Below are 26,277 nucleotides of genomic sequence, written 5' to 3'. Positions count from 1 at the left end.
TGCGCATGACCATGAACCACCCAGCTATCCAACGCCAGCCCCTTCCCTACCGACGCCTGGGAGACGGCAAGCTTCATCACTTCTTCGGCTACTACAACAAGAGTACCTGGGATCGCAGTGATCGCTATGTGCTCGCGCAGCGCGTTCCGATGGCGGATGCCGACCTGACTCCGGAACTGGTGGCGGAAATCGGCTACTTCGACACGCACGACGGCGACCGCTTCCACAAGGTCGGCGAGACCACGGCGTGGAACTGGCAGATGGGCGCGCAGCTCCAATGGCTCGATGGCGCGCCGGGCCGTCAGCTAATTTACAACTGCCGCACCGGTGATGCCGGGGCTTTCTACCCGTGCCTCGGGTCGGCCATTCATGACGTTGCCACCGGCACTACCCGACACCTGCCGTTGCCGGTCTACGTTGTAGCCCCGGACAGCCGCTACGCACTGTGTGTTGACTACCGCCGGCTCTACGTGACGCACCAGACCATCGGCTACAGCGACGAAAGCTCGCTGCGCCAGCGCCCCGTGCTGGATCTTGCGCCGGCGCACGACGGCATTCACGCGATGGATCTGGAGAGCGGCCAGGCGCGCCTGATCGTCAGCTACCAGGATCTCCGCAACTTCCATCCCGTTTCATCCATGGACAAGGCCATCCATTGGGTAAGCCACATCGAGATCAATCCGTCTTCGTCGCGCGTGCTGTTCCTGCACCGATGGACAGAACGCGTGGAGGACGAGACGTGTTTCCTCCATCGCCTGATCACCGTCAATCCCGACGGCACGGACATGCGCCTGCTGGAATGCTCGGACCACCCGCTGCCGCAACTGGCTGGGCATTTCGACCCGAATGCCGTGGGCACCTTCGACTACGAGAAGTCGGAGTATCAGATTTCACATCCGCTGTGGAAGAACGATACGCACATCATCGTCTGGGGGCCGCACGACGGCAGCATCCACTATCACCTGTACGAGGACCGCACGGACGGCGAGGTCGCGGTGATCGGCGCGGAACTGCTCACCGAGAACGGCCACATGACGTTCTCACGGACCCATCCGGAGTGGCTGCTGAGCGATACCTATCCTGATGCGCAGACCAATGAGCGCATCCTGTTTCTCTATCACGTGGAGCGCGGCGTGCGCCATGACATCGGCACGTTCTACACCAGCCCTCATCTGAAGAAGGAAAACCGGTGCGATCTTCACCCGCGCTGGAGCCGGAATGGCAGGCACGTTTGCATCGATTCGATCCACGACGGAAGCCGGCAAATGTACGTGCTGGATGTGGACTCCGTCATTGAAGCAAATTGATAGCGAGCTGGGTTTTACTGTAAGAGAAGCCCTTACCTCGAATTTCCCGCAGCCTCAGGCATCAGCGCTCCGCTGCTGATCCGACCCCAGTTCTATACCAAGATGGGGAAACAACACTTCCAGTATCGGCCACGTGGTGTTTGGATCAGCAAAGCATTGTTGGGCGCGCTGGGCTGCCCCACCGGATCGCCGGCGGCCCTCAGCGAACCGTGGATGTCGCACTCATTGGGATGGGGCAACGGACCAAGGTGATGCGCGCAGCATGGGCAACCGCAACACAACTTCGCGCGATCGCCCGCTTTTACCTTCGCGCAACTTACCGCGGACTCGATTTCAGGGCTCGAACTCTTTGCTTACGTGTGGCGGATCGCCTAGCATTACGCGTTCTCTGCGTTGAAATTTCGCCACATTAAGTATGTTCGCTACCCCTAAGGAAAAAGCTGGTTCCATACCTGCGGAAGATCGCCGCTTCGTTACTGCGCTGGCACGTGGGTTGGAAATACTTGGGGCTTTCGAGGGGGGGCGCCTGCTTGGCAATCAGGAGATCGTCGCGATGACAGGCTTGCCCGCGGCAACCGTTTCGCGGCTCACCTTCACACTCACCGCACTTGGCTACCTGCGTCGCGATGAGCAAAGCCGCAAGTATTTCGCCGGCGCCGGTGTGCTGGGGCTAAGCGGGGCGATACAACGCAATGTAGGTGTGCATCGTATCGCAAAGCCACACATGGAGGCGCTGGCACGAGAGCAGGCGGTCTCGGTGGCCATGGGTACGCGTGACCGATTGGGAGTGATGTTTCTTGACGTGGCACGCCACGATGCGCGTCAGGAAGTGGCTCGCGTAGACGTGGGATCCGTGTTGCCGATGGCATCTACGGCGATGGGCACAGCATATCTCGTCGCAGTGCCGTTGGCTGAGCGGACGCATCTGCTGGAACAGATTCGCGCGCGCCATGCCGAGGAGTGGCCTGCAATCCGCGAGACTGTCGAGCGTGCTCACAAGGAGTATCGCAAGCATGGATTCGTCATCTCGCTGCGATCGTGGTCGCGACCCGTCAACGCGGTAGGGGTGCCCCTCGTGTTGCCCCGTGGTGGTGGCGTGTACGCTTTCACTTGTGTGGCAGACCCAAGGAAGGCGCCGCGGGAGCGGCTCATGAACAATTTGGGGCCGGCGCTCGTGTCGATGGTGGAAGCCGTGCGGCAAGAGCTCGCCAGCTCGCGTCCCGTCCAGCTGATCGGTTCGCAGGCATATCAGCCCTGACACCTGATTCGCCACTGATTGAACTGGATTTCGCACGCATTCAGCGCGATGTGATCGCACGCGGTGTCTTCACCTCGGTGAAGACCTGGACCGCAAACTTATGCGTTATATCCATCAACACAACAAGAATCCCGAGCCAATGCAGTGCAAGTTCGGCGAATCCATCTTGGCGAATTCGCAGGCGCCAATTCGATGACGCAATGGACCGATTTCCCTGTTTGGGCTCTTGCTCGCCTGCATGACCACTGCTTTCTCGCGCGGTTTATTTCCTTGAAAATCAATATGTTAGCCTTTCCATTTCCGCTGTGCGGATAGGCAACCTCTTACTTCTATACACTCCGCAGCGCTCTCGCAAGAATGACGTCCTAAACAACGCCCAGCCAGGTGGGGAAGACCCAGCAACGCGTGGCCCCATTTCAACAAAAAGGACATACGGGAGACATCAATGAAGCATGCAGTCATTTGCGCTGCCGTCGGCATATGCAGTGCCGCCGCGCACGCCCAATCGAGCGTGACGCTATACGGTGTTGTGGATGCCAACATCGAGTACATCAACAACATTCCGGACGCCAGCGGCAAGGGCAGTGCCTCTCGCGTGAGCCTGCGCTCTGGCGGCATGTCGACCTCGCGTTGGGGCCTACGCGGCGTGGAAGATCTTGGTGGGGGCCTGAAGGCCGTGTTCACGCTGGAGAACGGCTTCAACGTCGATGCGGGCACGATGTCCGACTCCGCGCGGCTTTTCGACCGGACTGCTGCTGTCGGACTCTCGGGAAACTACGGCGCGCTCACGTTCGGCCGCCAGTACACGACCATGTTCTCGATCCTCGGCAACTACATGCCGCAGGCCTACGCGCCGCAATATGAACCAATTTCGACGGTAATCACCTCACGCACCGACAACGCGGTGAAGTACGTCGGCAAGTTCGGTGCCGTCGGACTTGGGGCGCACTATGCATTCGGCGAAGTGCCGGGCGCAACGCCGACCGGCGCGGGCTGGGGCGCTGGCGCGACATACGCTCCCGGCAATTTCAGTGTATCGGCGGGCTACGACCAGGTGAATCCACAGGTCGGTAATAGCACCTCGCACGGTAAGACCCAATACGCAACTCTTGCCGCCAAGTACGAAATGGGGCCCGCAACGATATTCGCCGCTTATCGCTGGGGCCAAAAGCAAGATAACACTGGTCGCACGCTCTCGCGCGACAACTTCTGGTGGACCGGTTTGCGCTACGAGGTCACGGCGGCGCTTGCCCTGACCGGCGCCTTCTACTATGACGACCTCCGCCAGACCTGCACCGCAATCGCCTGCGTGAATCCTGCCAATCCATGGCAGGGGGTCGCCCTGGTCGACTACAGCTTTTCCAAACGGACCAACATCTACGCCGTGGCGGCGTACTCGAAAAACGCCGCGATGAACTTCGGCTTTGGCGGCTACACATTGGCCCCGGGGAAGAACAGCCAGACCGCTATCGCGCTCGGCATCCGTACCAAATTTTGAGCGCCCCCCGTCAGCGCCTCACATTCGCATAACAACGGAGACAAGATGATGAAACCCTATCGCTTCCCCGATTACCAAGTGGCCGGCGACTCGGAGACCACGATCTTCCTGCTGCACGGTGCGTATGGCTCGAAGACATACTTCGGCCCCGAGATCGAGATGCTGGTGCGTGCAGGCTACCGTGTGGTGGCATGGGATGCTCCGGGATATGGACTGAGTCCACTACCGGAGCGACTCAGCATCGAAGGGCTCGCGGCCACTGCAGCCGAACTGATTGAGCATACCGGCAGCCGTTACAACGTAGTTCTGGGCCACAGCATGGGCGGCATCATTGCGCCCTTGGTTTGTCGCATGTTGCCGGAGCGTACGAATGGCCTGGTGGTCTCCGCCACGGTCGCGTCATTCTCCCGGAAGAGCGAAGAGGACAAGGTGACCTTTCTCGCCGAGCGCATCGAGCCTCTCAAGCTTGGTAAGACGTTCCAGGAAACTGCCATGCCCGTGATTCGCTCGATGTTCGCTCCGGGATCACAGGGCCCGCTGGTCGACTTGGTGACGAAGGTTGCCGCCAGTACCAATGCCGACACGTTCTGCGCTGCAATTGCTGCGATAGTTGAGTACGATGGCATCGAAACATTGCAGCGCACGCGTGTGCCGGCGCTGCTGCTGGCTGGGGAGCATGACAAGGTGGGGCGCCCAGAGGGCATGCGGCAGATCCAAGAGTTAATTCCCGATGCGGAGTTCGCCTGCATTCCGAATGCCGCCCACTACGCGTTTGCCGAACAGCCAGAGATGTTCAACCATCACCTGCTGGACTTCATCCGTCGCCGAGTGGATGGCGCCGCTGCGGCGCCGGGCAACCCCGTCGCCTGAGCAGCAGGCCGGGCGCGGGGCACTGCCCGAGCTCCGGCGTCCCCTTAGAGGAAAGTATGATGCAAAACAATCGATCTTCTGTGACCCGGCGCGCGCTACTTGCACTGAGCATTGCGATGGGACTTGCCTTGGGGGCGGAAGCCCACGCTGGCGAGTGGCCAGAGCGGCCGATCACACTAGTAGTGCCCTATCCGGCAGGAGGCTTGACCGATACGGTCTCGCGCACACTTGCCGAAGAAGCCGGTCGGTTGCTGGGCCAGCCGATCGTGGTCGAGAATCGTGCCGGCGCCGGCGGCAAGATCGGGCTCGATACCGTGCGACGCGCCCCGCGCGACGGCTATACGATCGCGCTGGTGGTTCCCGCGACCATGATCACGCTGCCGTTGACCGACAGGAACTACGGCATTAATCCGTTGAAGGACTTCGAACCGATCACCGAGGCCGTCGAGACCTACCTGGCGCTAGTGGTGGCTCCGTCGACTGGCGTACACGATCTGAAGGGATTCACCGACTATGTTCGCAAGCGTCCCGGCGAATTGAACTACGCCACACCCGGTGCAGGTACCAGTTTCCACTTCAACAACGTGATCTTGGCGCAGAAGCTGGGCATCCGGGCCACCCACGTGCCCTACAAAGGCGAGATTCAGATGATGAACGACATCGCCGGCGGCCAGGTGCAGTTCGCGCTAGTCACGAACTCGGCGCGGCCTTTCGCAGAGAGCGGCAAGGTGGTGCCTATCGCTGTGGCTGCAAACAAGCGGGTGCCGGCTTTTCCGAAGGTGCCGACGTTCCGCGAGTTGGGCATCGACTTCCGTACCGATGGCTGGGTGGGCTACGCCGCCGCCTCGGGTACGCCCGCGCCAATCCTCGACAAGCTCAACACCGCGTTCGTAAAGGCTCTCGCCACGCCGCGCATCCGGTCGCAGTTCGAGCAAATGGGCTACACCGTTGTCGGCAACTCTCGGCAGGCCTTCCGGACGGTGATTGAGGACCGCACGCGGCAGTACGCCCGGATGGTGAAATCGGGCGAGATCAAGCTGGAGCAGTAAGCAAGACATTGTGCGATGTCCTGCCGTTGTCGGGCGCCGCACACTAAATCTGCATCAATCACGCCCCGCATGCAGGGCGATACCGCCCGACTTTCGGAACAGGAGCCAAACATGCTGGAACGCATTCGACACTTTCCCACAACGATTGCCAAGGACACCGACCATCCCTTTCTCACGGGGCCGTTCACGCCCAATGAGGATGAATTCATTGCCGACACCGGCAGCCTGGAGGTCATCGGTGAGATTCCAAAGGATCTTCACGGCATCTACGTGCGTAACACCCATAACCAGGCGCACGAGTCGATCGGCGTCTATCACCCGTTCGACGGCGACGGCATGCTGCATGCCGTGCATTTTGAGGCCGGGCGCGCAACCTACCGCAACCGCTACATTGAGACAACGGGCTTCCTCGCGGAACAGACCGCCGGCCGCTCGCTCTGGCCCGGCATGCTCTCTCCGCAGCTCTATTCCCGTCGCGGCTGGGGCTCGATGGGTGCGATGAAAGACAACGCGGGTACCGACGTGATCTGCCATGCGGGCAAGCTGCTGGCCTCTATGTCGCAGGGCAGCGAGCCGTGGCGGCTTGATCCGATCTCGCTGGAGACGCTGGGGCCAGACCACGAGTGGGCCCGCGCCGTGCCAGACGGCGTGGCTTCGCACTACAAAGTCGATCCCGAGACCGGGGAGATGATGTTCTTCAACTATCCAGAAAGCTGGCCTTACATGCACTATGGGGTGATCGACCGCCACAACCGGCTCGTACACTACGTTCCCATCGAACTGCCGGGCCCACGTTGGCCGCACGACCTCGGCATCACGAAGAACTACACGATCCTGCACGATCTGCCGTTCTTCTTTAACCCAGAAGCGCTAAAGCGCGGCCAGCGCCAGCTTGCTTTCCATCGCGACCTCCCTTCACGCTTCGGCGTGGTGCCGCGCCACGGTGACACCACGCAGGTCCGTTGGTTCGAAGGCACGCCTTGCCATATCCTCCATCTCACCAACTGCTACGAAGATGGTGACGAGGTGGTAATGGACGGCTGCATCATGCCAGACCCGCACAAGCCCGCCGTCGGCCAGACTGATTCCAGCCGCCAGGCCGCTTACGCCAAGATTCGCGCCCACCTCGACAAGCACAACAATCCTACGCTGATGTACCGGTGGCGCTTCAACCTGAAGACTGGTCAGACGCGCGAGGAGCAAATCGATGACGAGATCACTGAATTCCCCGTCTGCAGCAACGACTATGTCGGCCGTCCGTACCGCTACAGCTATAACGTGCTCTACGAGAAAGGCGAATGGCTGTTCCGCGGCCTTAAGCGTTATGACATGAAGACCGGTTCGACGATACGCTATGAGTACGGCAAGGGTCGTTATGGCAGCGAGCCGCAGATCGCGCGGCGGATCGGAGCGAAGGCGGAAGATGACGGCTACCTGCTGACCTTCATTACTGACATGGTGCAGAACCGGTCAGAGTGCGCGATCCTCGACGCCAGCAATATCGCCGCCGGACCGGTTGCCCAGATCATACTTCCGCATCGCATCTCGATGGGCACACATGCGTGCTGGGTGGAGGGCGATCGCATCGCTGGCGAAAACCGAGATCCTTCTTATCTGCCCTGAGCTAGCCAGTATGCGCAAGAATCTTGTCCTCGTGCCCGGATTGAACAATACTCGCGCAGTGTTTGACCGGACACTGGCGGCGCTACCTGAGGATGTGCGGGGTATCGCGGTCGATTGCCCCGCACTTTCCACGGTGGAGGCCGTTGCCTCAGCCCTGCTGCCGTCCCTTCCGGACCGATTCTGGTTGGCCGGTTTTTCGTTCGGCGGCTACGTCTCGCTGGCTATGCTGGAACTCGCGCCGGAACGTATCGAAGGTATCGCGCTGATGTGCACCGCACCTTACGCCGACACGCCAGAGCAGTCCGATAAGCGGCGCGCCTCGATCGACGCCGTACACGAGGGGCGTTACTTCCCGATGATCGACGCTCAGGCGGCTAACGCCTTCCACCCAGATAGTCTCGGCGACGCCGCCCTGATGGCCGAGCGCCGGGCGATGGTGCGCGATTACGGGCAAGAGCGCTACCTCGCCCATGTCCAGGCCGTCATTGCCAGGCCTGACCGGACGGGGCTGTTGGCCAGCAGCATGCCGATCCTGGTGGTAGGTGGCGCCGAGGACAAAGTATTCCCGCTCCCCATTATGGAGCGCGTGGCGAAGGACGCTCGGGTAGACCTTTGCGTCATCGCTGGCGCCGGGCATCTGCTTCCGATGGAGCGCCCGCGCGAACTGGTATCTGCCTTGATATCGTGGATGACTCGGCCGGAAGCACGATCCGGCGCGGCCTGACGGCCGACGTCTGTTGCGGCGCCGCGCCCTTCTTGCGCATTGTCAAAAGAAAAAAATGCTCGGTTGCCTTGGCGTAGCACAAACAATAAGGCATCGAATCAGCATGACGGCAAGATCGTGCCGGACATCCGATCGGCAATTTCGCATGAGAGTGCCCTTCGGTCCGTCTCACTGGCAGCACGCATTTTCACCGGCGTAACCGCTGGCACCATGGATCTTCCTCTTCTGGAGCTATGTGCGCTTCCCGCGATTCAGTTAGGCTAGCCCTTTGCCTGATTCCGGGAGGGCATCGCAGGCTCAACCAGCGACAATACAAGGCAGGAAGGGCAGGAGGATAAGGGCGACAATGATCAGCCGATCTGTCAAATGCACCGTGACATTGGCACTCGCGGCGGCCAGCGCCGTATGCGCGTCAATTTGCTCTGCCGCGGCAGCAGATGCGATCTACATCAACGGCAAGACTCTGACGGTGGACGTCGGCAACCGTACTGCGGAGGTCGCTGCGTGTCAAGGAAAAATGAGTACTTGGATATGTCTATGACGACACTCTGGTCACAGAGAAGCGGCACCCGATCCAAAGCCCTGAAACCTGTGCAGATCACCAGGGACAGCCCGACTCCGCAGGGCGCATAGTTCCGGCGCGATGTCGCCGCGGGCGAACTCAGTAGCGCACTGGACGCCCCACCCCCGCGCTGGCGCCGCTAACAGCGAGGATACCGTCACTGGGCCGAGAGAAAATGCGATAGCGAAGAACGGCATCCTGTTTGTATTACGAACGGGCATTGGGTGGATAGAATTGCCGCAGGAGCGGGCCTGCGGCAGCGGCATGACGTGCTGGCATCGCCTTCGTGATTGGCAGGCCGGCGGCATCGGAGAACGCTTGCACTTGGCCCTGCTGACGCGATTGCGTGTGCGTGACCAGATCGACTGGAATCGGGCGAGTATCGATGGTCCGGCAGTGGCCAGGCCGCGGCAGTAGACCGAACCTCGCGGACCGTGCCAACGTCGGCACAAAAAGGCCATCTCGTTATAGACCGGCGCGGAGTCCCCTTGACGCCGGCCGTGACCGGTGTCAATTGGCACGACTCGGGGAGCTTCGAACTCTTGGTTGGTGCTATACTCAAAATGCCAGGCTCGCCCGGCCGCCTGCCCAGTCGCGCCGGCAAGCTACAGGGCTATGACTTCGCACCGTGTCGGCGACAAACGCGTCCGCGGGGCGTCGGCAACGAGAAAAGCAACCACCTCGGCAAGCATCGTTGAGTCATAGAACGCAAACACGCCTAGCTCGCCGCGTTCGGCACGCTGCGTATTCACTTCTAACGGCGCCTCTGTATTCCTCCCCCCTGCTCAAACTGAGCTTGCGCTGTCATCTGCCCCCGATTCGTCGAGAAAGTTTGTGAGCTGTTCCTAAGCGAATCGAACTGATGTTCCTCCTAAGCATGGCCGCCTCCCGCCTCGTGCGCATGCATTTGCTGGGACAGACCCATTCGCAGTTGAGATAATTCGGGGAATGACACTCCCAAGCGCAACAGATCCCGCTTCAAGAGCCCACATTTTTGACTATGAAAAAACACTTCCCAGTCAGACGGGCGGAAAGCATGCCATCTGTGCGTAGAGTACTTCAGCGATACGACTTGATCTTGCCACCATATTCGATGCTAAAGCATTTTTTTGTGAGATTTGAGACCAAACGCGCCAGGCAGTTCGATATCTGCATGACCATATCAATCTCTCTCTTGCTTGGCGTTGCGGCATACGGGATTCTCAGAGATCGTCTTTCGACCATGCGGGCAGCGCATCAAAGCACCATGCAATCGGCCGAGGCGCTGCAGGTTCAAATTTCTGCTCAGCTTGAGCAGGCATCGCACAGCATAGCGGGTATCGGGGTGGATCTGCATGCGGCGAGTCAACCAGCGGATGTGTCCGTGAGGCAAAGCATAGCCCAAGCCATGCGCTACGATCCGGTGTCTGCATTTCTCGGATTCACATCAGGCAGTCGCTTGACAATGCTGGACAGAGCGGGAAATCACGCAGATGTTGCCGATTTGCTCGTGCAACTGAAACGAGCTCTGCCGAAGGTCGGTGCGAACGCACTGGAGATTCTGCCACTCATGTATTCGAGAAGGATGGGTGTCTGGTACCTGCCAATTGCACAATCGATTGATGGCCTGGGCGGGCAGACTGGCGTAGCTTTCGCCCTAGTGCCGATCCGGGATGTCATTAAGTCCGCGCAAAGCCTTCAATCTGTGTCCATGGTGCGGTTCGATATGATCACACGAAGTGGCTGGCGCCTATTTAGCTACAGAGCCGACAGAGGGCTCTTTGATACTCAGCCGGTCCAGATGTCCGCAGCGCGGCTGAAGAAGCTTGAGCAGGAGGAGGATGGTGCTTTTTCGGATCGTTCAGCCAGGGACGGCTACGAGACCATCTTCGGATTCTCATGGTCGGAATCGCACCCCTTTGCCGTCGTCACCGCCGTATCGAAGCATTCGCTTGAAGGGGTCTGGCTGCAGCGTTCCGCCGTCCCGCTTCTCCTGCTGTTTTTTAGCGGAATCGCGGTGATAGTGTTTGCCGTACGTCTGAGACGCGCGGCTGTCAGGATCGCACGCAGTCATCGCCTGTATACGCAGTTGTTCGAGTCGGTCAATGATGGCCTGCTCATTCTTGGTCGCGACGGGGGTATCCAGCGAGGGAACCAGGGAGCAGCGCGCATCCTTGGCCTTGAATCGCCGCAATCCATCGTGGGCATGAATCTGTTCGACCTCACCGTCGCGGATATGGCCAGCGGCACGCTAGTACTTGACGGACTCAGTCAAATTCGCGAGCTTGCAGCCGGAGCCACGTTCACTGTCGATTTTCGTTTCCGCAGGATCAACCTGCCTGACACGGTTGACGTAAAACTTCAGTTGGCGGCCTTTCCTGTCGGAGGCGAGCCTCTGGTTACGGCACTGCTTAGCGACGTGACTCAGGAGCGCGAATACCTCAGGGCACAAGAGTACCTCGCTCGACACGACACGCTTACAGGACTGCTCAACCGCTATGCCTTCCTCGAACACCTCGCGCTGAAGGTTGGCGAGACCGGCGGCAGGCCATGTGCCGTCATGCTAATAGATGTGAACCGATTTAAGGAAATCAACGATTCGCTGGGCCACTACGCTGGCGATATCGTGCTCAAAATTCTTGGCGACCGCTTAAGTCAGCTGCTGTGTCGTTACGCGACGTGCGTAGCGAGGCTCGGCGGCGATGAAATCGCCATTTGCGCCGACCCCACGGAGTGGTCCGGGGGTGTTTCAGGTTTGTGCGAGCAACTAGCATCCACGATCCGTCAAACGATTGTGGTAGAAGGGGTAAGTCTGGAGCTGACCGCAGCAATCGGCGTTGCAATGTATCCGGAAGATGCGACCACACCGGAGCAACTGCTGCGCTGCGCCGACGTCGCCATGTATGCCGCCAAGCGTAGCATGCTGGGGTATCAGCGCTATATGCGTCATCAAGATCAATTGACGCCGCAATGGCTGTCTCTGAGGTCTGATTTTGCGCGGGCCATAAGGGATGGTGACCTTCACCTAGCGTACCAGCCGAAGGTGAGGCTTCGCGATCAAGCTTGGCAGGGATTCGAGGCCCTCGCGCGCTGGACGCACCCCGTCCGCGGACCAATATCGCCAGCGGTCTTCATTCCGTTGGCGGAGACGACCGAGCTTGTCCATTCGTTGACGAAGTGGGTAATCAGTACAGCCCTGGCACAGTTGAGTGCTTGGCAGCAGGTAGGCTTCCTGACGTCCGTTTCCGTGAACGTTAGTGCAAACAACCTCTTGAGCGCGGACTTCATTGAAGAGGTGCGGGTCATGCTGATCGAATTCGACGTGTCGCCGGAGCGGCTTGAACTGGAAGTAACGGAAAGTGCCCTGATGCGGGATCCGGAGATAGGAATGGCGCGTCTTTGCGCACTTCGAGAGCTGGGCGTGCGACTGGCCATCGATGACTTCGGTACAGGCTATTCGTCGCTGACTTACTTGAAGAAATTGCCGGTAGATGTGCTCAAGATCGATCGAACGTTCATTGCCTCAATGACGGTAGACGAAGCGGATCGTCGCATTGTCGACTGGACGATACGGTTGGCCCGGGACTTCGGCATGCAGGTAGTCGCCGAGGGCGTTGAATCTCCTGAGGTTGCTCAACTGTTGCTGGAAATGGGATGCGATACGGCGCAGGGCTACTTATATGGTCGCCCGTTACCGGCGGAACAGATCGAGCCAAGCGCGGTGAATTGACGGGCAAGGTGGCCTGACGCATTTGGTTAAGCATCGCTCTGGCATACGGCAGCAACGGCCGAATTCTCCGCGCGCCGTCAGCCTGCGAGGACCACCAACCCTTGGGAAAACTTGTGCGCGTGGCTAAAGTTTTCTTTGTGAAGGACGTAAACATCATTTGCGTTGTCGAGCCATTTTAGTCTCATGCGCCGAGAACATCGAGGCGGCGTCGGCAAATGGCGCTTCGGTTCAAGTCCGACGGAGGATAGCGTCGACTTGGCCAACGTCGCATTACGCCGCGACGGCTAGTGCGCCTCGCGATACCCTATCCCGCTTACACACCATTGCGGCAGCGTTCAGATACACGGACGAGAAAGCCTCCGCTTTTGGAGCGGGCGCACCACATGACAACGCGGGTTGATTAATTAACTTCACGTACCGAAATCGGTCTCCATTTCTGCCCGCCTTGAACCGGCGTGCAAATCAATGCCATATGAGCAAAGAAGGAAAACATTATGCCGTCCTTTAAAGATATGTCAGTCTTTACTCGGGTCGTTTGCGCGTTCATGGTCGTGGTGGCGATGTGCTGTGGCCTGGGCGTCTTTTCCATCCACCAACTGGGAAATGTTGGCGATACAACGAACGAAATCAAGGACAACTGGCTTCCCTCCGTGCGAACGGCAGCGGAGATGCGACGCAGCATGTCTGAATTCCGCATAGGCGAGCTCCAGCATGTCCTGTCCACATCGCAGGCGGACATGGACCGGTATGAGGAGCGTATGCAATCCTCCCTGGAGGCTTTTCGAAAGGCCGAAGCGGATTATGCGCGCCTCATTAGCGAGCCCGCGGAGAAGCTGCTGTATGGCGAAGTGAAGAAATTGATCGAGGAGTACTTGGCACTCCATGCGAAGGTCGTGGCGCTATCGCGCAAGAACGAGACGGAGGATGCACTACAACTGACACGCGCCGACGCTTCCCGCTTGCGCGCCGACATTGACGACAGGCTTGCCAAGATCGTCGAGGTTAATGTGACGGGTTCAGATCGGAGCGGCGAGCAAGCGGAGAAAATTTACAGTGACGCGCGGTCTTGGGTACTGACGGCACTTCTGCTTTGCGCGGCCGTCGGCATCTCGCTAGCACTGGCCTTCGCCCGAGGACTCGTAAAACAGCTGGGCGGCGAACCATCTTACGCCGTGGAGGTCGCTTCCGAAATCGCGGCCGGGAACTTGGCGATCGATGTTCGGCATAACGCCGGGGACACCAGCAGCATGCTGTACGCCATCGGTCGGATGCGCGAGACACTCGCCAACATCGTTCGCGACATCAAGCTTGCGAGCGAATCTGTTTCCGTCGCCTCAAACCAGATTGCGCAGGGTAATGTGGAATTGTCCCAGCGCACCGAGGAACAGGCCTCTTCGCTTGAGGAGACCGCCGCGAGCATGGAGGAGCTGACCATGACAGTGAAGCAAAATGGGGACAATGCCAAGCAGGCCAACCAATTGGCGGTCAGTGCCTCCGAGATCGCAGAACGAGGTGGCGAAGTGGTGGGGCAGGTGGTTGCCACGATGGATGATATTTCCGGTAGCTCAAATCGGATCGTGGAAATCATCAGCGTGATCGAAGGCATTGCGTTCCAGACAAATATCCTCGCGCTGAATGCCGCTGTGGAGGCGGCGCGGGCCGGAGAGCAAGGGCGCGGGTTCGCTGTCGTAGCGGGGGAAGTACGCAACCTCGCGCAGCGAAGCGCGGCGGCCGCCAAGGAGGTCAAGGATCTGATCGAAGGCTCTGTGGCGAAGGTCGAGGTTGGTTCGGAGCTGGTAGGGACGGCGGGGAAGACGATGGAGGAGATTGTCGCGGCCGTGAAACGCGTGACGGACATCATGGGCGAGATCACGGCTGCGTCGAGCGAACAGACCGCAGGGATCGAACAAGTAAATGCGGCCGTGATACAAATTGACGGCGTAACGCAACAGAATGCGGCGCTCGTAGAGGAAGCGGCGGCGGCGGCCACCTCGCTGAACGAACAGAGCGAAAGTCTACGAAAGGCGGTTGCCGTGTTCCGCGTATCCGACGATACGATGTCGTCGCAAGAACGTCGGCAACATTGAGCCCCCCGGGCCCGAGGTTCCCCCGTTCGCCATGACAAATGTGTAGGCGTACATGCCTGAGCATATCGCGTAGACCTTGATCGGAAGAGGTGGGCCAAATCCTTTTCGTGCTGCGGTCCGGCATTCCCTGGGCGATGTTGCCCCAGAGAATGGGCTGTGGCTGCGGAGGGAGGAAAGCGCGTGGTGATCTTGAAGTCGGATAAGATCGATGCGGCCATCCTTAAGTGCGGGAGCCCCTCTTTTCTACAGTTCACGTCCGCGCTAGCCGCACTGACGGGTAAATTCTCCGGGTGTCATGCTGAACAGGCGCCGGAACGCGATAATAAACGCCGACAACGATTCATAACCGCAGTCGTAAGCGACGTCGGTCACGGGCTCGCCGCGCTCGAGCCGGGGCAGGGCGTCGAGCAGGCGAATGCGCTGGCGCCAGGCGCGAAAGGTTAGGCCGGTGTCGCGCAGGAACAGGCGCGAGAGGGTCTTTTCTGATACCGCAAGACGTTTGCTCCAGGCGCTCAGGCTAGTATAAGCTCCGTCGCGGCACCGCAGACCGGTACATACAAGCCGGATCCGCCAGTCGGCCGGCATCGGCAACATCATGTCTGTTTCCCGAGCGGCGATAAGCTGGTCCAGCAGGACTTGCGCCAGGCGGCCATCGGCGCCGCTTTCATCATAGTCTACGGGCAAGCCGCTGAACGCGCAGACTAACTCCTTCAGCAAAGAGCTGACGGTTAGCACACGGCAGTGCCCATGGCGGGTATCGCAAACCGCGCGGTCGAGATAAAGGCTGCGAATTTGCGCGTCCTTCGTGCAGCGCACCTGATGCTTTACGCCTGGGGGAATCCACACGCCACATTGCGGTGGAGCGACGTAGATGGCACGCTCCGTCAGGATTTCCAGCACGCCGCGCGCTGCATATGAAAACTGACACCAGGGATGTTGATGGCGAAAGTCCAGAACGCGGTTTGGCAATGCGTCGACATGTCCATACAGCGGACGAGGCAGGCGTGTGAGCCGTGAACTGTAGTAAAGATGGTACGTTTTCGTAGTAATGTTGGTACGCGCAGCGGAAGCGCCCATTTCTTCTCTCACGACTAAGAATCGTCACTGCAGGAGTTCAGGCAGCAACGCGACAACTTGCCGTTCGGCCTTCATCGCAGCAACGAGCTGGCGGCTTTGCCGTTCGACCCGCACTACCCTTTCCGCCAGCATCATGAGGATCTCTCGCGAATGCTCATGCTGTTCGACAACGTCAAAGCCGCTGAGCCAACGCACCACTCCGGTCAGGGGATGCAGAGGTTTGCACCACAGCGCGTTGGGATGCCGACAGCCGTTCCAGTGCATCGCGGCGAGCAACCACGCCACAGCGTTGACCTGAGAGGCTGCCACCTTGATGTTGGGCTTGTTCGGATCGAAACGTCGAACGGCGCGACGGATCATTATCCGTTGGCGACGCGGCACCTTTGCCCACGCCCGGCGCAGCAATAATCTCGTCAAATGCTCGCTGTCGTGCAGCAACGCACTCGAATCGCCGCAAGCCATCGCCTCGTAGGTCCAGTCGCTCGAGGCACGGGCCTGATGGCGCCAGCTGCTGGCGATAGACGCTCGGCGGGCCAGGAGTTGGCGCCAGTAACGAATGAGTTTATCGCGCTTGCTCGTTGGCGGTGGCTGAGAAGCTGCTTCCTGTTTGCGCGGTATCGGCACATACGCGGGGTCGGGCTCAGACAGCTCCAACACAAGGATCGGCAAGACCATGGCCTATACCTCCTGTCGTACTCTCCGACGTACCCTGACTCTCACACTGCTCTGGGCCTCCGCTTGGCGTTGGGCGGCCCAACGCCTTGAAAGAGTCATGGCCTATACCTCCTGTCGTACTCTCCGACGTACCCTGACTCTCACACTGCTCTGGGCCTCCGCTTGGCGTTGGGCGGCCCAACGCCTCGAAATGGTAGGTCTGCTCGGCGTACTAACGCCTGCCGCTGCGCATCGCTTCCGGATTTCGACGCAGAGCTCGAGAAGAGGATGCGTGAGATGACGCTGTCGTGGCAGCCAATCGGTAAGCACGTTACTCACGATCTTTTCGACCGGCGCTGCTAGATGCCGCTCCCCCGCCTTGGGACCTGGGTCATGACGTATCAACGCGCTCGCCACGGGATCCGCGAGAAAGATCCGGCGCAAGCGATAAATCGTAGACCTATGGACTCCCAGCAATTCGCCAGCCTTCGTGGCTTGCTGACGCGAGAGAGGCCCCCTCCCCAGCGGATGTAAGACCCTCACAATCGCCCGCTCGCGCTCCGTTGCATTCGTGTCCGTCATGTTCAATTCCGTGGTCTTACCCGCCCGAGACGATTTGCTGAGCGGAGGCTTGACTCTCGCATCGCTCGCCGCCTCTGCCCTCCGATGGGCGGCCCAGCGTCGCGAAACGGTAGCTCTGCTGGGCGGACAAACACTCGCCCCCGCACATCGCTTCCGAATCTCGACGCAGATCTCAAGAAGCGGATGTGTGAAATAAGGCTGGCGTGGCAGCCAATCGGTAAGCACTTCTTTCACGATATTCTCAACCGTCGCTGCCAAAAAAAGATCTCCCGCCTTGGGACCCGAGCTATGCGGTATCAACGCGCTCGCTACAGGATCCGCGAGGAAGCGCCGCCGCAAGCGATATACAGATGAACAATGGAGCCCAAGCAATTCCCCAGCCTTCATAGCTCGCTCACGCGAGAGGGGACCAATCCCCAGCGGACGTAAGATCCTCACAATCGCCCGTTCTCGATCCGTGACAATTCTCACCGCCATGTTCAAGTCCGCGGGCTTCCGCGCCCGAGGCGATCGATTGAGGGGAGCAACTGGCGTGGCGGAATCAGTAGACGGGCGCGGTATCCACACTTTCGCTGGAGCGGGCTCGATCAGGTCCGGCACAAGGATCGGCAAGACCATGATCTATACCTCCGGCTGGACGGTCTGTTGCGCGGCGACGTACCCGGACTCCCGCACGGCTCGCTCCCAATGCGCTGAATCTAGTACCAATCCCGCACTGTCCCACTGGGGCCCGTTCAGTAACACCGACTCGACGGCACGGGTAAAATAATCCATGTGCGGTTCAACCGGACCAGCCAGTTGCGCGACCGTGTGGGCGTTCACGAAGCCATTCCACAGCGCCGCGGCCGATTGCTCCAGTCTTAAGCCGGCGGCGTATGCATCGGGATAGAAAAAGGCCGTGAAGGTGCTCCCGGTGTCCTCTGGATAGCGCGTCATATCGTAACTAGCCAGGCAGGTTGCTGCTTCAACGGCGCCTGTAATGCCCCTGAAGTGCAGTTGCTCGATCATGAAGCGAGCGACAATTTGCTCGTCACCGGAGAGCTGATATTGCGCCTTCTGTTCCATCAGCTGCGGCTGCCCTACCAGAAAGGTGATCAGGCGCACGCCGTGGTGGGCGAGCTGATCATGGACGTCGCGCAGCCATTCCAGTGCGTGCTTGGACAGTCGCTGTGCTTCGTCGCAAAAGAGCACCACAATGTGACCCGAGCGCATTTGTAGTTGTTCGTTAATCCGACGCATCAAAGCGAAGCGCTTGTCGGCAATGAACCTGGGTTGTGGGTCCCTGATGCCAGCGGCGCTCAACAATGCACTAAAGAACGCCCCCTCGTAGTCGGTGCGATGATATTCGCAAGACATCCTTAGCACGAGGATGTCACCCCGGTTCCTGCCAAGATGCAATGCCAAATAGTCAATTGCGTGAGTCTTGCCCATGCGAGGGCGGGCGTAAATCAGCGCGCCCGGGATCAGTACGCGCACGCAGTGTTCGACGAGGTCGACGAAGCCTTCGATCGCTGCCGTCGCCACCCGATAGTGCCGGCGAGCAAGCGGGTGATTGTGCACCGTCAGGTCTGCCGGATTCACCGTCGTTGCATGAGGCGTGCGGCTGGCTGCGCGGACTCGGGTCGCGCTGACACGTGCGCGCGGTGCGCCTTTCGAGGCTGTGGTGGTCTTCTCGTTCATGCCTGCTCCTTGCCGGCGAGATCAGTTCCTCTTCGCCCTTCACGGCCGGCAATCGGCGGGCCCGGCCAGCGCCCGTTTGCGCGCCCCAATCATCAGCGGGAGTACCCCCTGGTGATGCGCAACGCCTTGCCTTTAACTGGCCCCTTGGCCAGTGGCGAAGGTGGCTGTTCCGGTGTCACTGTTTCACTTTCCGGTGCAGACGGAGGGGGCTTTGCTGTCCGGCGCTCGCGCTGCACCTGTGCGATGTCGCTGGCCGCCCTCCTACGCTTTTTGGCCTGCTTGCGTCTGAGAGCCAGGAAAGCCTCGATTGGATTGTCGCCCGGGCCGAAGTCGAGTTCGCGCGCCCGCTTGGCCTTGAAGATCTGCTGGCGCAACCGCAACGAATGAGGTTCGTTTCGCCATTTGCCGCTAGCAAACAAGTCGTCCAACATGTGACCGTCTTCGGTACAGGCCCAGAGCCTCCTCAAGTCCGAGGGGTCATAGTGAATGCGCAGACGCGTGCCAATCAAGCCGCTGCTTCTGGCCAGCCGCTCACTGGTGTAGCGCACGTGATAGAAGGTAATGTACGGTCGCTCTCCACGGCCGAGGTTTCCATGGACTCGGCACAGTACCGGGTCATGCAGCTGTTCGAGATGTTCCCGTAGCGGCTTGGGGATCAGACGCAATCGGATCGCATCGCGACCGATGCCAAGCACGTGCCGGTGCATCATCTCCAATGGGGTGAGACCACCCAGGCCAGCGTGAGGCGTGCCGTGATAGTTCCACACCGTCACATGCAGCAGCTCCTCCAGCTCCTGCGTGGTGACCAGTAGCCGCAGAGTGTCGTCCGGGTCGCGCAGACGTTTCAGCATGGCCTTTGCCGCATCCTTTCCTCGTATCGCCCCGGGGAGCCGCTGCGAAAGTGTTGCGGTGACCGTGCCAAAGTAGCGCTCGATGAATGGTCGGTCATCGGGCTGATACGCCGGACCGAAATCGGCCACGCAACCCAACGCCTCGCAGACGACATCGAGGCTGGTGGCCGCCAAGTGCGCTCGCGCATTGTCTAGCCGGATCTGTCGCCAGCAGGCGTAGCTGGTTTGCTCCAAAGCCTGCGAAACGAACCCACCGGTAGGCAGCAGGCGCAGGCCCGGCAGCGTGAGTTCGGGAACCTTTGCCGGCGTCACGGCGCGTTTGAAGGTTTCGATGGCGTCAAAGCGGTTACATTCGCGCGAGAACGAAATCGTGTAGCCCAAAAGGCAGCGCGTAGCAACATCGATGATGGCCAGCAACCATACGCGCTCGATCTCATAGCTTTGTTCGCCGCCTAGTGGATCGTTGTCGATTACCTTCAGGCGCACGTCCATCTTATGGGCGTCAAACTCGACCGTATCGAACGCGTCAGCGCTACCCCGCTCAGGCAACTTCCGCAGCGCCGATGCGGGCTTGATCCTTTGGCCGGCAGCGCGCGCAGCCAAATCGAAATCGTCTTGCAACCATCCCCTGAGTGTGCGGGCCAAGGAACGAACAGCTCTGTCATGCTGGCTCAGCGGATAGTCGCCAGCGCCGAGACCCAATTCACGGCAGGACTGGTGGAAGCGCTGTATCACTGCCTTGAGGCCAACCAGACGGCCTTTCTCACCGGGCTGCAAATGGACGTTTCTCGTTTCGATCTCTTTGCGCAACTGCTCGTCCAGACTATGGTGGCGCTGCAGCAACTGTCCGAAGGCCCCTGCGTTTCCCGCTGTGCTGTGCACCAGCACGTGAGGCGCCCTGTTCCGTTCATAGGCCTGTACGTGGACATGCGGTACCAATGCGCGATAGCCCCACAGGCGGCCGTCCGGGTGTGCGCTCAGTGCGCGACGGACCATACGGTGTAGCGTGGAACGGTGGATGCCCCAGGTCTTGTAGATATGCAAAAGAGAACTGCCGCTGGCATAGGCCTCAACCGCGTCGCGGCGCTGTCCAAACGTCGCCCGCGCTTCGCCCGTGAGAGCACGCTCGTCCAGTTGGGGCCAATCCGACAAACGAATTGCGTTCGGATCGATTCCGCGAGACGGATCGACCCATTTGCACACCCCTATGCCCTTTGAAAGGAAGTCGCTCCGCTCAATGCCGCTGCCACCAAGTCAGGACTGACAACGCGGCCGGATGCCAACAAAGCAAAAAGCGAAGCCTCCACGCTCGCCGGGTCGTGATCGGCGAAGCGCTCAAGGATCGCATCCAACGCCCTCGGTTGATTCAGGTAGACCACGATAGCCTGCTCAAGCACAGGGGCACGGAATCGCCGGTAGCTGACGAGGTAGGGGACAATCCGCGACCAGTTGGCGATCGGCACTGTCCAGGCCTGCAGTTCAGTTTGATGGATGACGCGGACAGGGAGACCATGCAAGGTACTCGGGAGTTCATCAGGTGCCGGCTCGTTACCGTCCTCTGCACGACGTCGCTCTATCAGCCAGAACTCCCCGGCAGGCGCATCTCTGATTTGCACCCAGAAATCGATCACGGCGCTGCCCGCCTCGCCGACCTGGGCCGGTCGCTCGGTGAACGTTTCGATGGCGGGATTGGCTTCGACCATCAGCCAGGTCCGGTAGGCGTCATAGCTGCCGAGGCTCAACCGTCAACTCCCCTGCCCCGTTGTCATGTGACGGCATTTGATTGCACGACCGCATGGCGTCTCTCCCACCGGTAGTGACCCAAGCAGGTCAAAGCTGAAAATCCCAGCTCTATTCCTGTTGATGCAGCACTTCGGCATCCACGCCGGCGTTGGCCTGTGCTCTATGCGACGCCGCGCACGCACGGCATAAGTGACCCATGCTGTACTGGTCTTGGGGTGCGTCGATCCATGCGTTCGGCGCCATTGCCCTTCGCAAAGTACGCCGTCGCCTTTCGTTGGATCTCGAGGTTCAGGACTCTGCAACGCGATGCCGCTGCGGACTTATCAGGATTGGCGCTTGCTCGTCCATACGTTTGTTGCGTGGCTCAGTGTCATGCATCAGCGCCGCAGCGGCGCGTCACCAAGCCATTCAGAGGCCTGGCGCATGCCCATGCGCCCTTCACCTCTCCTCCTGGGAGCAGTTCGCTCGCCGGTGGCCTTTGGACGACGACGTTGCGATACTAAGTAAAGGGCCCGGGCTGTTTCCACACTCTCCTCCACCGCAGCGGTGGCCAACACCAGATCGCTGGATTGGAGCGCGGCGATCAACGCTAGGACTCGCCCCCCCTTCAGCGGTTCGGTGCCGCTGTATTGCTCTGAGACTTTCTCGAGGAAGTTTGCTTCGCGATCAATGCGGTACAGCGTATCGCCGGTGCGGTTGGCCAACGTAACGCCAGCCAAGCGCTCCTTGCCGGCGACGATGCGAACCTGCTCGCTCTGTCGGGCGATGGCGTCGGCCTTCTCCCGGCGAATAGCGGAAGCGGCAACCGAGAAGTCGGAAGGGCTCGTAGCGAGCTTTGCCAAGTATGCGAACAGTTTGCCGCCTTTGAGGATTCGCACGCGGTCGTGGCTCGCCTCGACGATGTCCGACAGCCGTTTGCCGTGCTTGGTGGCAAGTTGCATCAGTTTGAAAATTCCGGCCCGGGATAGCCCCTCAGCGGTGAGATGGGCTAAATCGCCTGGCAGGCCATTGCGCGGTGGCTCGGTGTGCTGACACCTTGCATTAGTGGGTTCTGATAACCCAATGCCGCATGACTTGCTGTCATGCGGTGCAGTGTGAACAAGTTTCGGGTCCTGTTCGCGTAGAACAAAGGAAGAGTGTCACCGTTACCGAAGGAATGTCGTCAATTCGCGCGGCAACGGCGCGGCAACCGGACGTACCATCAAAAGAATCAAGGACTTACGCCCAGCGAAGTAACTTTGTCACCAGCTGAGGGGCGCGAAGTGTCAATCGAGGGCACGCGAACACCTGCATGCCCCCAGAATGCAGCGCCGGCTCCATCTGGCGACCCAAGATCGGAGCGCGAAGGCGGGAAAGGTCAACCTGGCCCATGGACCCTTTACCCAAGGCTCCTGCATCCCAGACCATGCTCAAAGTACGAGCGCGCGAAGGCCTTGCGGTGTTCCGGCCGCATGGGCCGAAGTCGGTCGGGTCGCCACGCAAAGAAGCCATAGAATGCGTGGCAATGCGCGCAACGGTATGGTGCCTCGAGAAGCTGCACGTTCACGCAGTACGGCGCTTCATGTCCGCACCGGCGACATGTTGACTCCAGGAGGCAACGATGCGCAGGACATCGACTCGCGGTCTCGAATTGGTGCACCAGGGAGTGGTAGCCACGCACCATGCAGAAATGGCAGTAGCGAAACACTTCGCTATAGCGTCTCTGATTGGTTTCCTCGATGAGTGCCATGTGCAGCGATTTTGTTGGCAAGCCCAGCGCTCCGTTCAGCCGAACGATATCGACGAATCCCCTCTGCGGCGGAATGCTCTCGTAGGGATCGATGTCCAACCTTACCAGCCGCATCACAGCGACGCCTGACAAGGCATTCGCCACTTTGAGCTTCCACAAGATCGAGACGAATGATTCGCGTGGATCGATCCACTTCTTGTCGAACACGTATCCCAGCGCCGGAGTGAGCTTCGCCTCGTCGAGCGTGAGGATGGGAAAGCGCATCGCTTCCACCTCACAAGGCGGCGGAGACAAGCACACGTCCGGTTGCATGACGTGATTGGACATAGCCGCAATGCCGTACCGCGTGAGCCCATAACGCAGGCTCGGGACAGTAGCCCGGGCAATCCCTGATTTCGCTGTCTTTCAGAAGGATCTCGACGGCACGGGCGAACGATTCCATCGGTATCTCCAGGCTGCCTGGCAAGCTGGCCTTGTGGTGCGCCGTCTCGAACGCGTCCCACAGCGCGTCGGCATCGTTGACCAGTCGATAGCCAGCGTCAAAGGCTTGCGGAACGTAGAATCGGGTAAAGCTCCATTCGGTACGCTCAGGATAAGCCGTCTCGTCATAGCCGCTCAGACACGTCGCCACGTCCTTCGCATTTCGAATGCCGTAGAAGGCCAATTCCTCGACCATCAGCCGCGCGACGATCTGCGTCTTCCCTGCCAACTGCATGGCCGTCTTCTGCGCAAGCAATTCCTGCTGTCCGACGAGGAAGGTGAACAGCTTGATCTGCTGTCGATCCAACGCATCGTGAACATCACGCAGCCATTCGTATTCATTGTCGTTGTAGCGCTGCGCCTCATCACAGAAGAGCAGAACCGTTCCACTGCCTGCCCGAGCCGCGGCCTCACGTATCCTCAGAGCGAGGCGCAGACGTTTGGCCGGATTGGAGCCAGCGTTAGGATCCTGGTCGCCAACCGCCTCAAGCAGGTTTGCGAAGAACGGCCCTTCCGCATGCCTCGGCTTGTGTTCGCATCTTGCGTGGTAGCTGGTCATCCGTGGGTGATTGCGTGCCAATAGCAATCGCACGTACTCGATCGCCCGCGTCTTACCGATGCGCGACGGGCCGAAGATTAGGGCGCCCATGATCCTGTAGCGCAGACATCGAGTGACCAGTTCGTAGAGCTCTTCGATAGCCGGCGTGGCGATACGATAGTTGCCGGTGACCAACGGGTGCAGCGATGGATCGATCGGACGCGGTATCTGAAGCGACATGATGACTCCCTCGCGGAGGACAGGGTTAAAAGACTTGGCCGGTACCGATAGACAGCTTCTTCGGTCGCGTCGGTGTTTTTTTCTGCTCGGAAGCCTTGTCTACTTTCTGCTCTGACTCGGTGTTCGCTGCGGTCTGCGCGGCGGATGCTCCCCGCCCCATCGCAGTTCGCGCCGTCGGCGCGGATGACAGAATCCGCTTTGCTTCCGCCAGTTCGGATGCCGCCTTCCGTGACTTCTTTGCCTGTGCCATCTTTCCGTCGACGTAGTCTCCGATGGGATCCGCATCAACTGGCCCACGCGACCGCTTCTTGTCTTTCTTCTCCTGATTGATTTGCTGGCGTAGTTTCAGGTTATGCCGTATCACGCCCCAAGCCCCTTGCGCCTCCAAGACCCCAAACTCAGCGCCGTCTGGTTGGAACGCGCGGACACAGCGAAGATCATCGGCATTCAGGTAGATAAGCAAGCTCTTGCCGATCAAATCCGTGCTACGCGCAAGGACGCTGCTTGTGTAGCGCACACCATACAAGTTGATGTGCGGTCGAACGCCCTGCTGGAGATATGCTCGTACGGTGCAACGCTTGGCCGATTGCATTAGACAAAGGGTACGGCGACGATGCTCTGGCAGCCATGTCACCAATTGTTCCTTGCCACGAATGAAGTACTCCATCGCCTCAAGTGGCGTGACATTGTTCAGGCTGGCATGCGGCGTACCGTTATAGCTGGCGATCGCGTACTCGACCAATTCCTCCAACTCGTCAAACGACACGTACAAGCGTAGCTTTCCCTTCGGATCGGCCAGCGCGCGCCGCAAATCACGGGGATGCGAACCTGTGTAGCCAGGCAATCTGGAGGACAGCCTGCTCGCAATAGTCCCGAAGAAGCGTTCGATGTAGGGGCGATCATCAGGACTGTACTTCGGTCCTGCGTCTGCGCAACAGCCAACGAACTCACACAACGCGTCGAGCGTCTCCTTGGCGAGATTCGCCTTCGCGTTGTCCAGCTTCATCCATTCCCAGGTTGTATACGCCAGTTCTGGGAGGCGCTGTGAGGGAAAGCCGTCGTGCGGACCGTAGGCCAAGCCAGGAATCGTGAAGTCGCGCAGTCGATGCGGCTCCAAGGCCGACTCGATGGTCTTGATGACGTCGTAGCGGCTATACTCGCGGCCAAGCCCAAGATGAAAGCCCAGCACCGCACGCGTGCAGACGTCAATGATCGCAAGCAACCAAACGCGTTCGATCTCGAATTCATGCTCAAAGCCCAATGCATCGCGTACGACCACCTTGAGACGGATATCGAGTCGGTGACCGTCGAACTCTACGACCTGGTAGGGGCGCATGGCCGGCCGACTTTCCGCCTGATCGTAGTGCGGAAGCCCCTTCAGGTGCGTGGCGCCTGCCGCCCGTGCCGCGGTGCGGAAACTGCGCGACAACTCGTCTTTAAGGCGCGCGGATAGCGACCGAATGGCACCGCCTTCCGTATTGAAGGGGTAATCCACCGCCGACAGGCCGAGGGACCGGCATTGCCACAGAAACTCCCCGTGCAGGGCATGCAGGCCGACCAAGCGCGTATGAAGTCGTCCATTGGTATGCACCTGTTTGAGCAACACGCGGCGCTGTTTTATTTTTAGGAGCAACCATCCTGCCAGCGCCGGATAGCTTTCTAAGAAGAGCGCGAACGCGCCTGCTTTACCCCGTCCATCTTCGCTGGGCCGACCATTGACCGGACTTATGCGGACGTACTCATTGACCCGCACGTACCTCAGCAAGGCGCGGAATCCAAAGATGCGTCCGTCAGGATGCAGCGCCAAGCCTCGCTCGAGCCACCGATAGAGCTGTCGACGGTCCACGCCGGTTGCCTTCTCAATTTCCTTGACACTTTCGCCGCTCGCATAACGCTCGATGGCCTGCACGCTTACCTTCGTGACCTCTCGCACTTCGGCGTCAAGCTCCGTCCACGCTATGCTAGGCCACGCGTTCAAATCGAGGGATTGGAACTCAGGCTTTCGGCGCGGCATCA

18 protein-coding genes and 1 pseudogene are annotated in these 26,277 nt (G+C 59.8%); 10 read left to right on the top strand and 9 right to left on the bottom strand.

Annotated elements, in window-relative coordinates:
• The first annotated feature begins 11 nt into the window (after positions 1–11).
• The 10 genes and pseudogenes from ACIGJB_RS32185 to ACIGJB_RS32140 all read left to right on the top strand — a co-directional run bounded on the left by ACIGJB_RS32185 (position 12) and on the right by ACIGJB_RS32140 (position 14,687).
• A complete protein-coding gene (locus ACIGJB_RS32185) occupies positions 12–1,307 on the top strand; it encodes a hypothetical protein (RefSeq protein WP_483734918.1) in 1,296 nt (431 codons plus the stop codon).
• 415 nt (positions 1,308–1,722) lie between these two features.
• A complete protein-coding gene (locus tag ACIGJB_RS32180) occupies positions 1,723–2,565 on the top strand; it encodes an IclR family transcriptional regulator (RefSeq protein WP_483734917.1) in 843 nt (280 codons plus the stop codon).
• A gap of 445 nt (positions 2,566–3,010) precedes the next feature.
• Positions 3,011–4,063, top strand: a complete 1,053-nt coding sequence (locus tag ACIGJB_RS32175; protein ID WP_483734916.1) for a porin — start codon at positions 3,011–3,013, stop codon at positions 4,061–4,063.
• Between the two features lie 45 nt (positions 4,064–4,108).
• Positions 4,109–4,933, top strand: coding sequence for an alpha/beta fold hydrolase (locus tag ACIGJB_RS32170; RefSeq protein ID WP_483734915.1), 825 nt, complete (start codon positions 4,109–4,111; stop codon positions 4,931–4,933).
• 203 nt (positions 4,934–5,136) lie between these two features.
• Entirely contained in the window at positions 5,137–5,982 is an 846-nt protein-coding gene (locus ACIGJB_RS32165) for a Bug family tripartite tricarboxylate transporter substrate binding protein (RefSeq protein WP_483734914.1), read from the top strand.
• A 111-nt stretch (positions 5,983–6,093) separates the two neighbouring features.
• Positions 6,094–7,605 (top strand): carotenoid oxygenase family protein, encoded by a 1,512-nt coding sequence (locus tag ACIGJB_RS32160; protein ID WP_483734913.1) that lies wholly within the window; start codon positions 6,094–6,096, stop codon positions 7,603–7,605.
• 10 nt (positions 7,606–7,615) lie between these two features.
• Positions 7,616–8,329, top strand: coding sequence for an alpha/beta fold hydrolase (locus ACIGJB_RS32155; protein ID WP_483734912.1), 714 nt, complete (start codon positions 7,616–7,618; stop codon positions 8,327–8,329).
• A 733-nt stretch (positions 8,330–9,062) separates the two neighbouring features.
• Positions 9,063–9,754, top strand: a pseudogene (locus ACIGJB_RS32150) (transposase); the annotation flags it as partial.
• Positions 9,755–10,044: 290 nt separating this feature from the next.
• On the top strand, positions 10,045–12,600 hold the full coding sequence (locus ACIGJB_RS32145; RefSeq protein ID WP_483734911.1) for a putative bifunctional diguanylate cyclase/phosphodiesterase: 2,556 nt from the start codon (positions 10,045–10,047) through the stop codon (positions 12,598–12,600).
• 494 nt (positions 12,601–13,094) lie between these two features.
• Entirely contained in the window at positions 13,095–14,687 is a 1,593-nt protein-coding gene (locus ACIGJB_RS32140; protein ID WP_483734910.1) for a methyl-accepting chemotaxis protein, read from the top strand.
• A 261-nt stretch (positions 14,688–14,948) separates the two neighbouring features.
• Here the strand turns inward: ACIGJB_RS32140 and ACIGJB_RS32135 are convergent, their stop codons facing one another.
• The 9 genes from ACIGJB_RS32135 to ACIGJB_RS32095 all read right to left on the bottom strand — a co-directional run bounded on the left by ACIGJB_RS32135 (position 14,949) and on the right by ACIGJB_RS32095 (position 26,275).
• Positions 14,949–15,764 (bottom strand): AraC family transcriptional regulator, encoded by an 816-nt coding sequence (locus tag ACIGJB_RS32135; RefSeq protein ID WP_483734909.1) that lies wholly within the window; start codon positions 15,762–15,764, stop codon positions 14,949–14,951.
• A 24-nt stretch (positions 15,765–15,788) separates the two neighbouring features.
• A complete protein-coding gene (locus tag ACIGJB_RS32130) occupies positions 15,789–16,439 on the bottom strand; it encodes a hypothetical protein (protein ID WP_483734908.1) in 651 nt (216 codons plus the stop codon).
• Between the two features lie 1,182 nt (positions 16,440–17,621).
• Positions 17,622–18,680, bottom strand: a complete 1,059-nt coding sequence (locus tag ACIGJB_RS32125; protein WP_483734907.1) for an AAA family ATPase — start codon at positions 18,678–18,680, stop codon at positions 17,622–17,624.
• A gap of 92 nt (positions 18,681–18,772) precedes the next feature.
• The gene (locus tag ACIGJB_RS32120; protein ID WP_483734906.1) at positions 18,773–20,734 is read right to left on the bottom strand and encodes a hypothetical protein; all 1,962 of its coding nucleotides are present in this window, start codon (positions 20,732–20,734) and stop codon (positions 18,773–18,775) included.
• 2 nt (positions 20,735–20,736) lie between these two features.
• Complete coding sequence (locus ACIGJB_RS32115; protein ID WP_483734905.1) at positions 20,737–21,273, bottom strand: hypothetical protein; 537 nt, start codon at positions 21,271–21,273, stop codon at positions 20,737–20,739.
• A 378-nt stretch (positions 21,274–21,651) separates the two neighbouring features.
• On the bottom strand, positions 21,652–22,215 hold the full coding sequence (locus ACIGJB_RS32110) for a hypothetical protein (protein ID WP_483734904.1): 564 nt from the start codon (positions 22,213–22,215) through the stop codon (positions 21,652–21,654).
• A gap of 437 nt (positions 22,216–22,652) precedes the next feature.
• Positions 22,653–23,267 carry a hypothetical protein gene (locus tag ACIGJB_RS32105; protein WP_483734903.1) on the bottom strand — a complete coding sequence of 205 codons (615 nt, stop codon included), beginning with the start codon at positions 23,265–23,267 and terminating at the stop codon, positions 22,653–22,655.
• Positions 23,268–23,277: 10 nt separating this feature from the next.
• Positions 23,278–24,261 (bottom strand): AAA family ATPase, encoded by a 984-nt coding sequence (locus ACIGJB_RS32100; RefSeq protein WP_483734902.1) that lies wholly within the window; start codon positions 24,259–24,261, stop codon positions 23,278–23,280.
• A gap of 25 nt (positions 24,262–24,286) precedes the next feature.
• Positions 24,287–26,275, bottom strand: coding sequence for a helix-turn-helix domain-containing protein (locus ACIGJB_RS32095; protein ID WP_483735190.1), 1,989 nt, complete (start codon positions 26,273–26,275; stop codon positions 24,287–24,289).
• Positions 26,276–26,277: the final 2 nt, after the last annotated feature.

The organism is Cupriavidus sp. C2SS-8b, assembly GCF_057073745.1.
The sequence above is the reverse complement of the archived record's forward strand: the minus strand, read 5'-3'. Positions and strand labels throughout refer to the sequence as shown.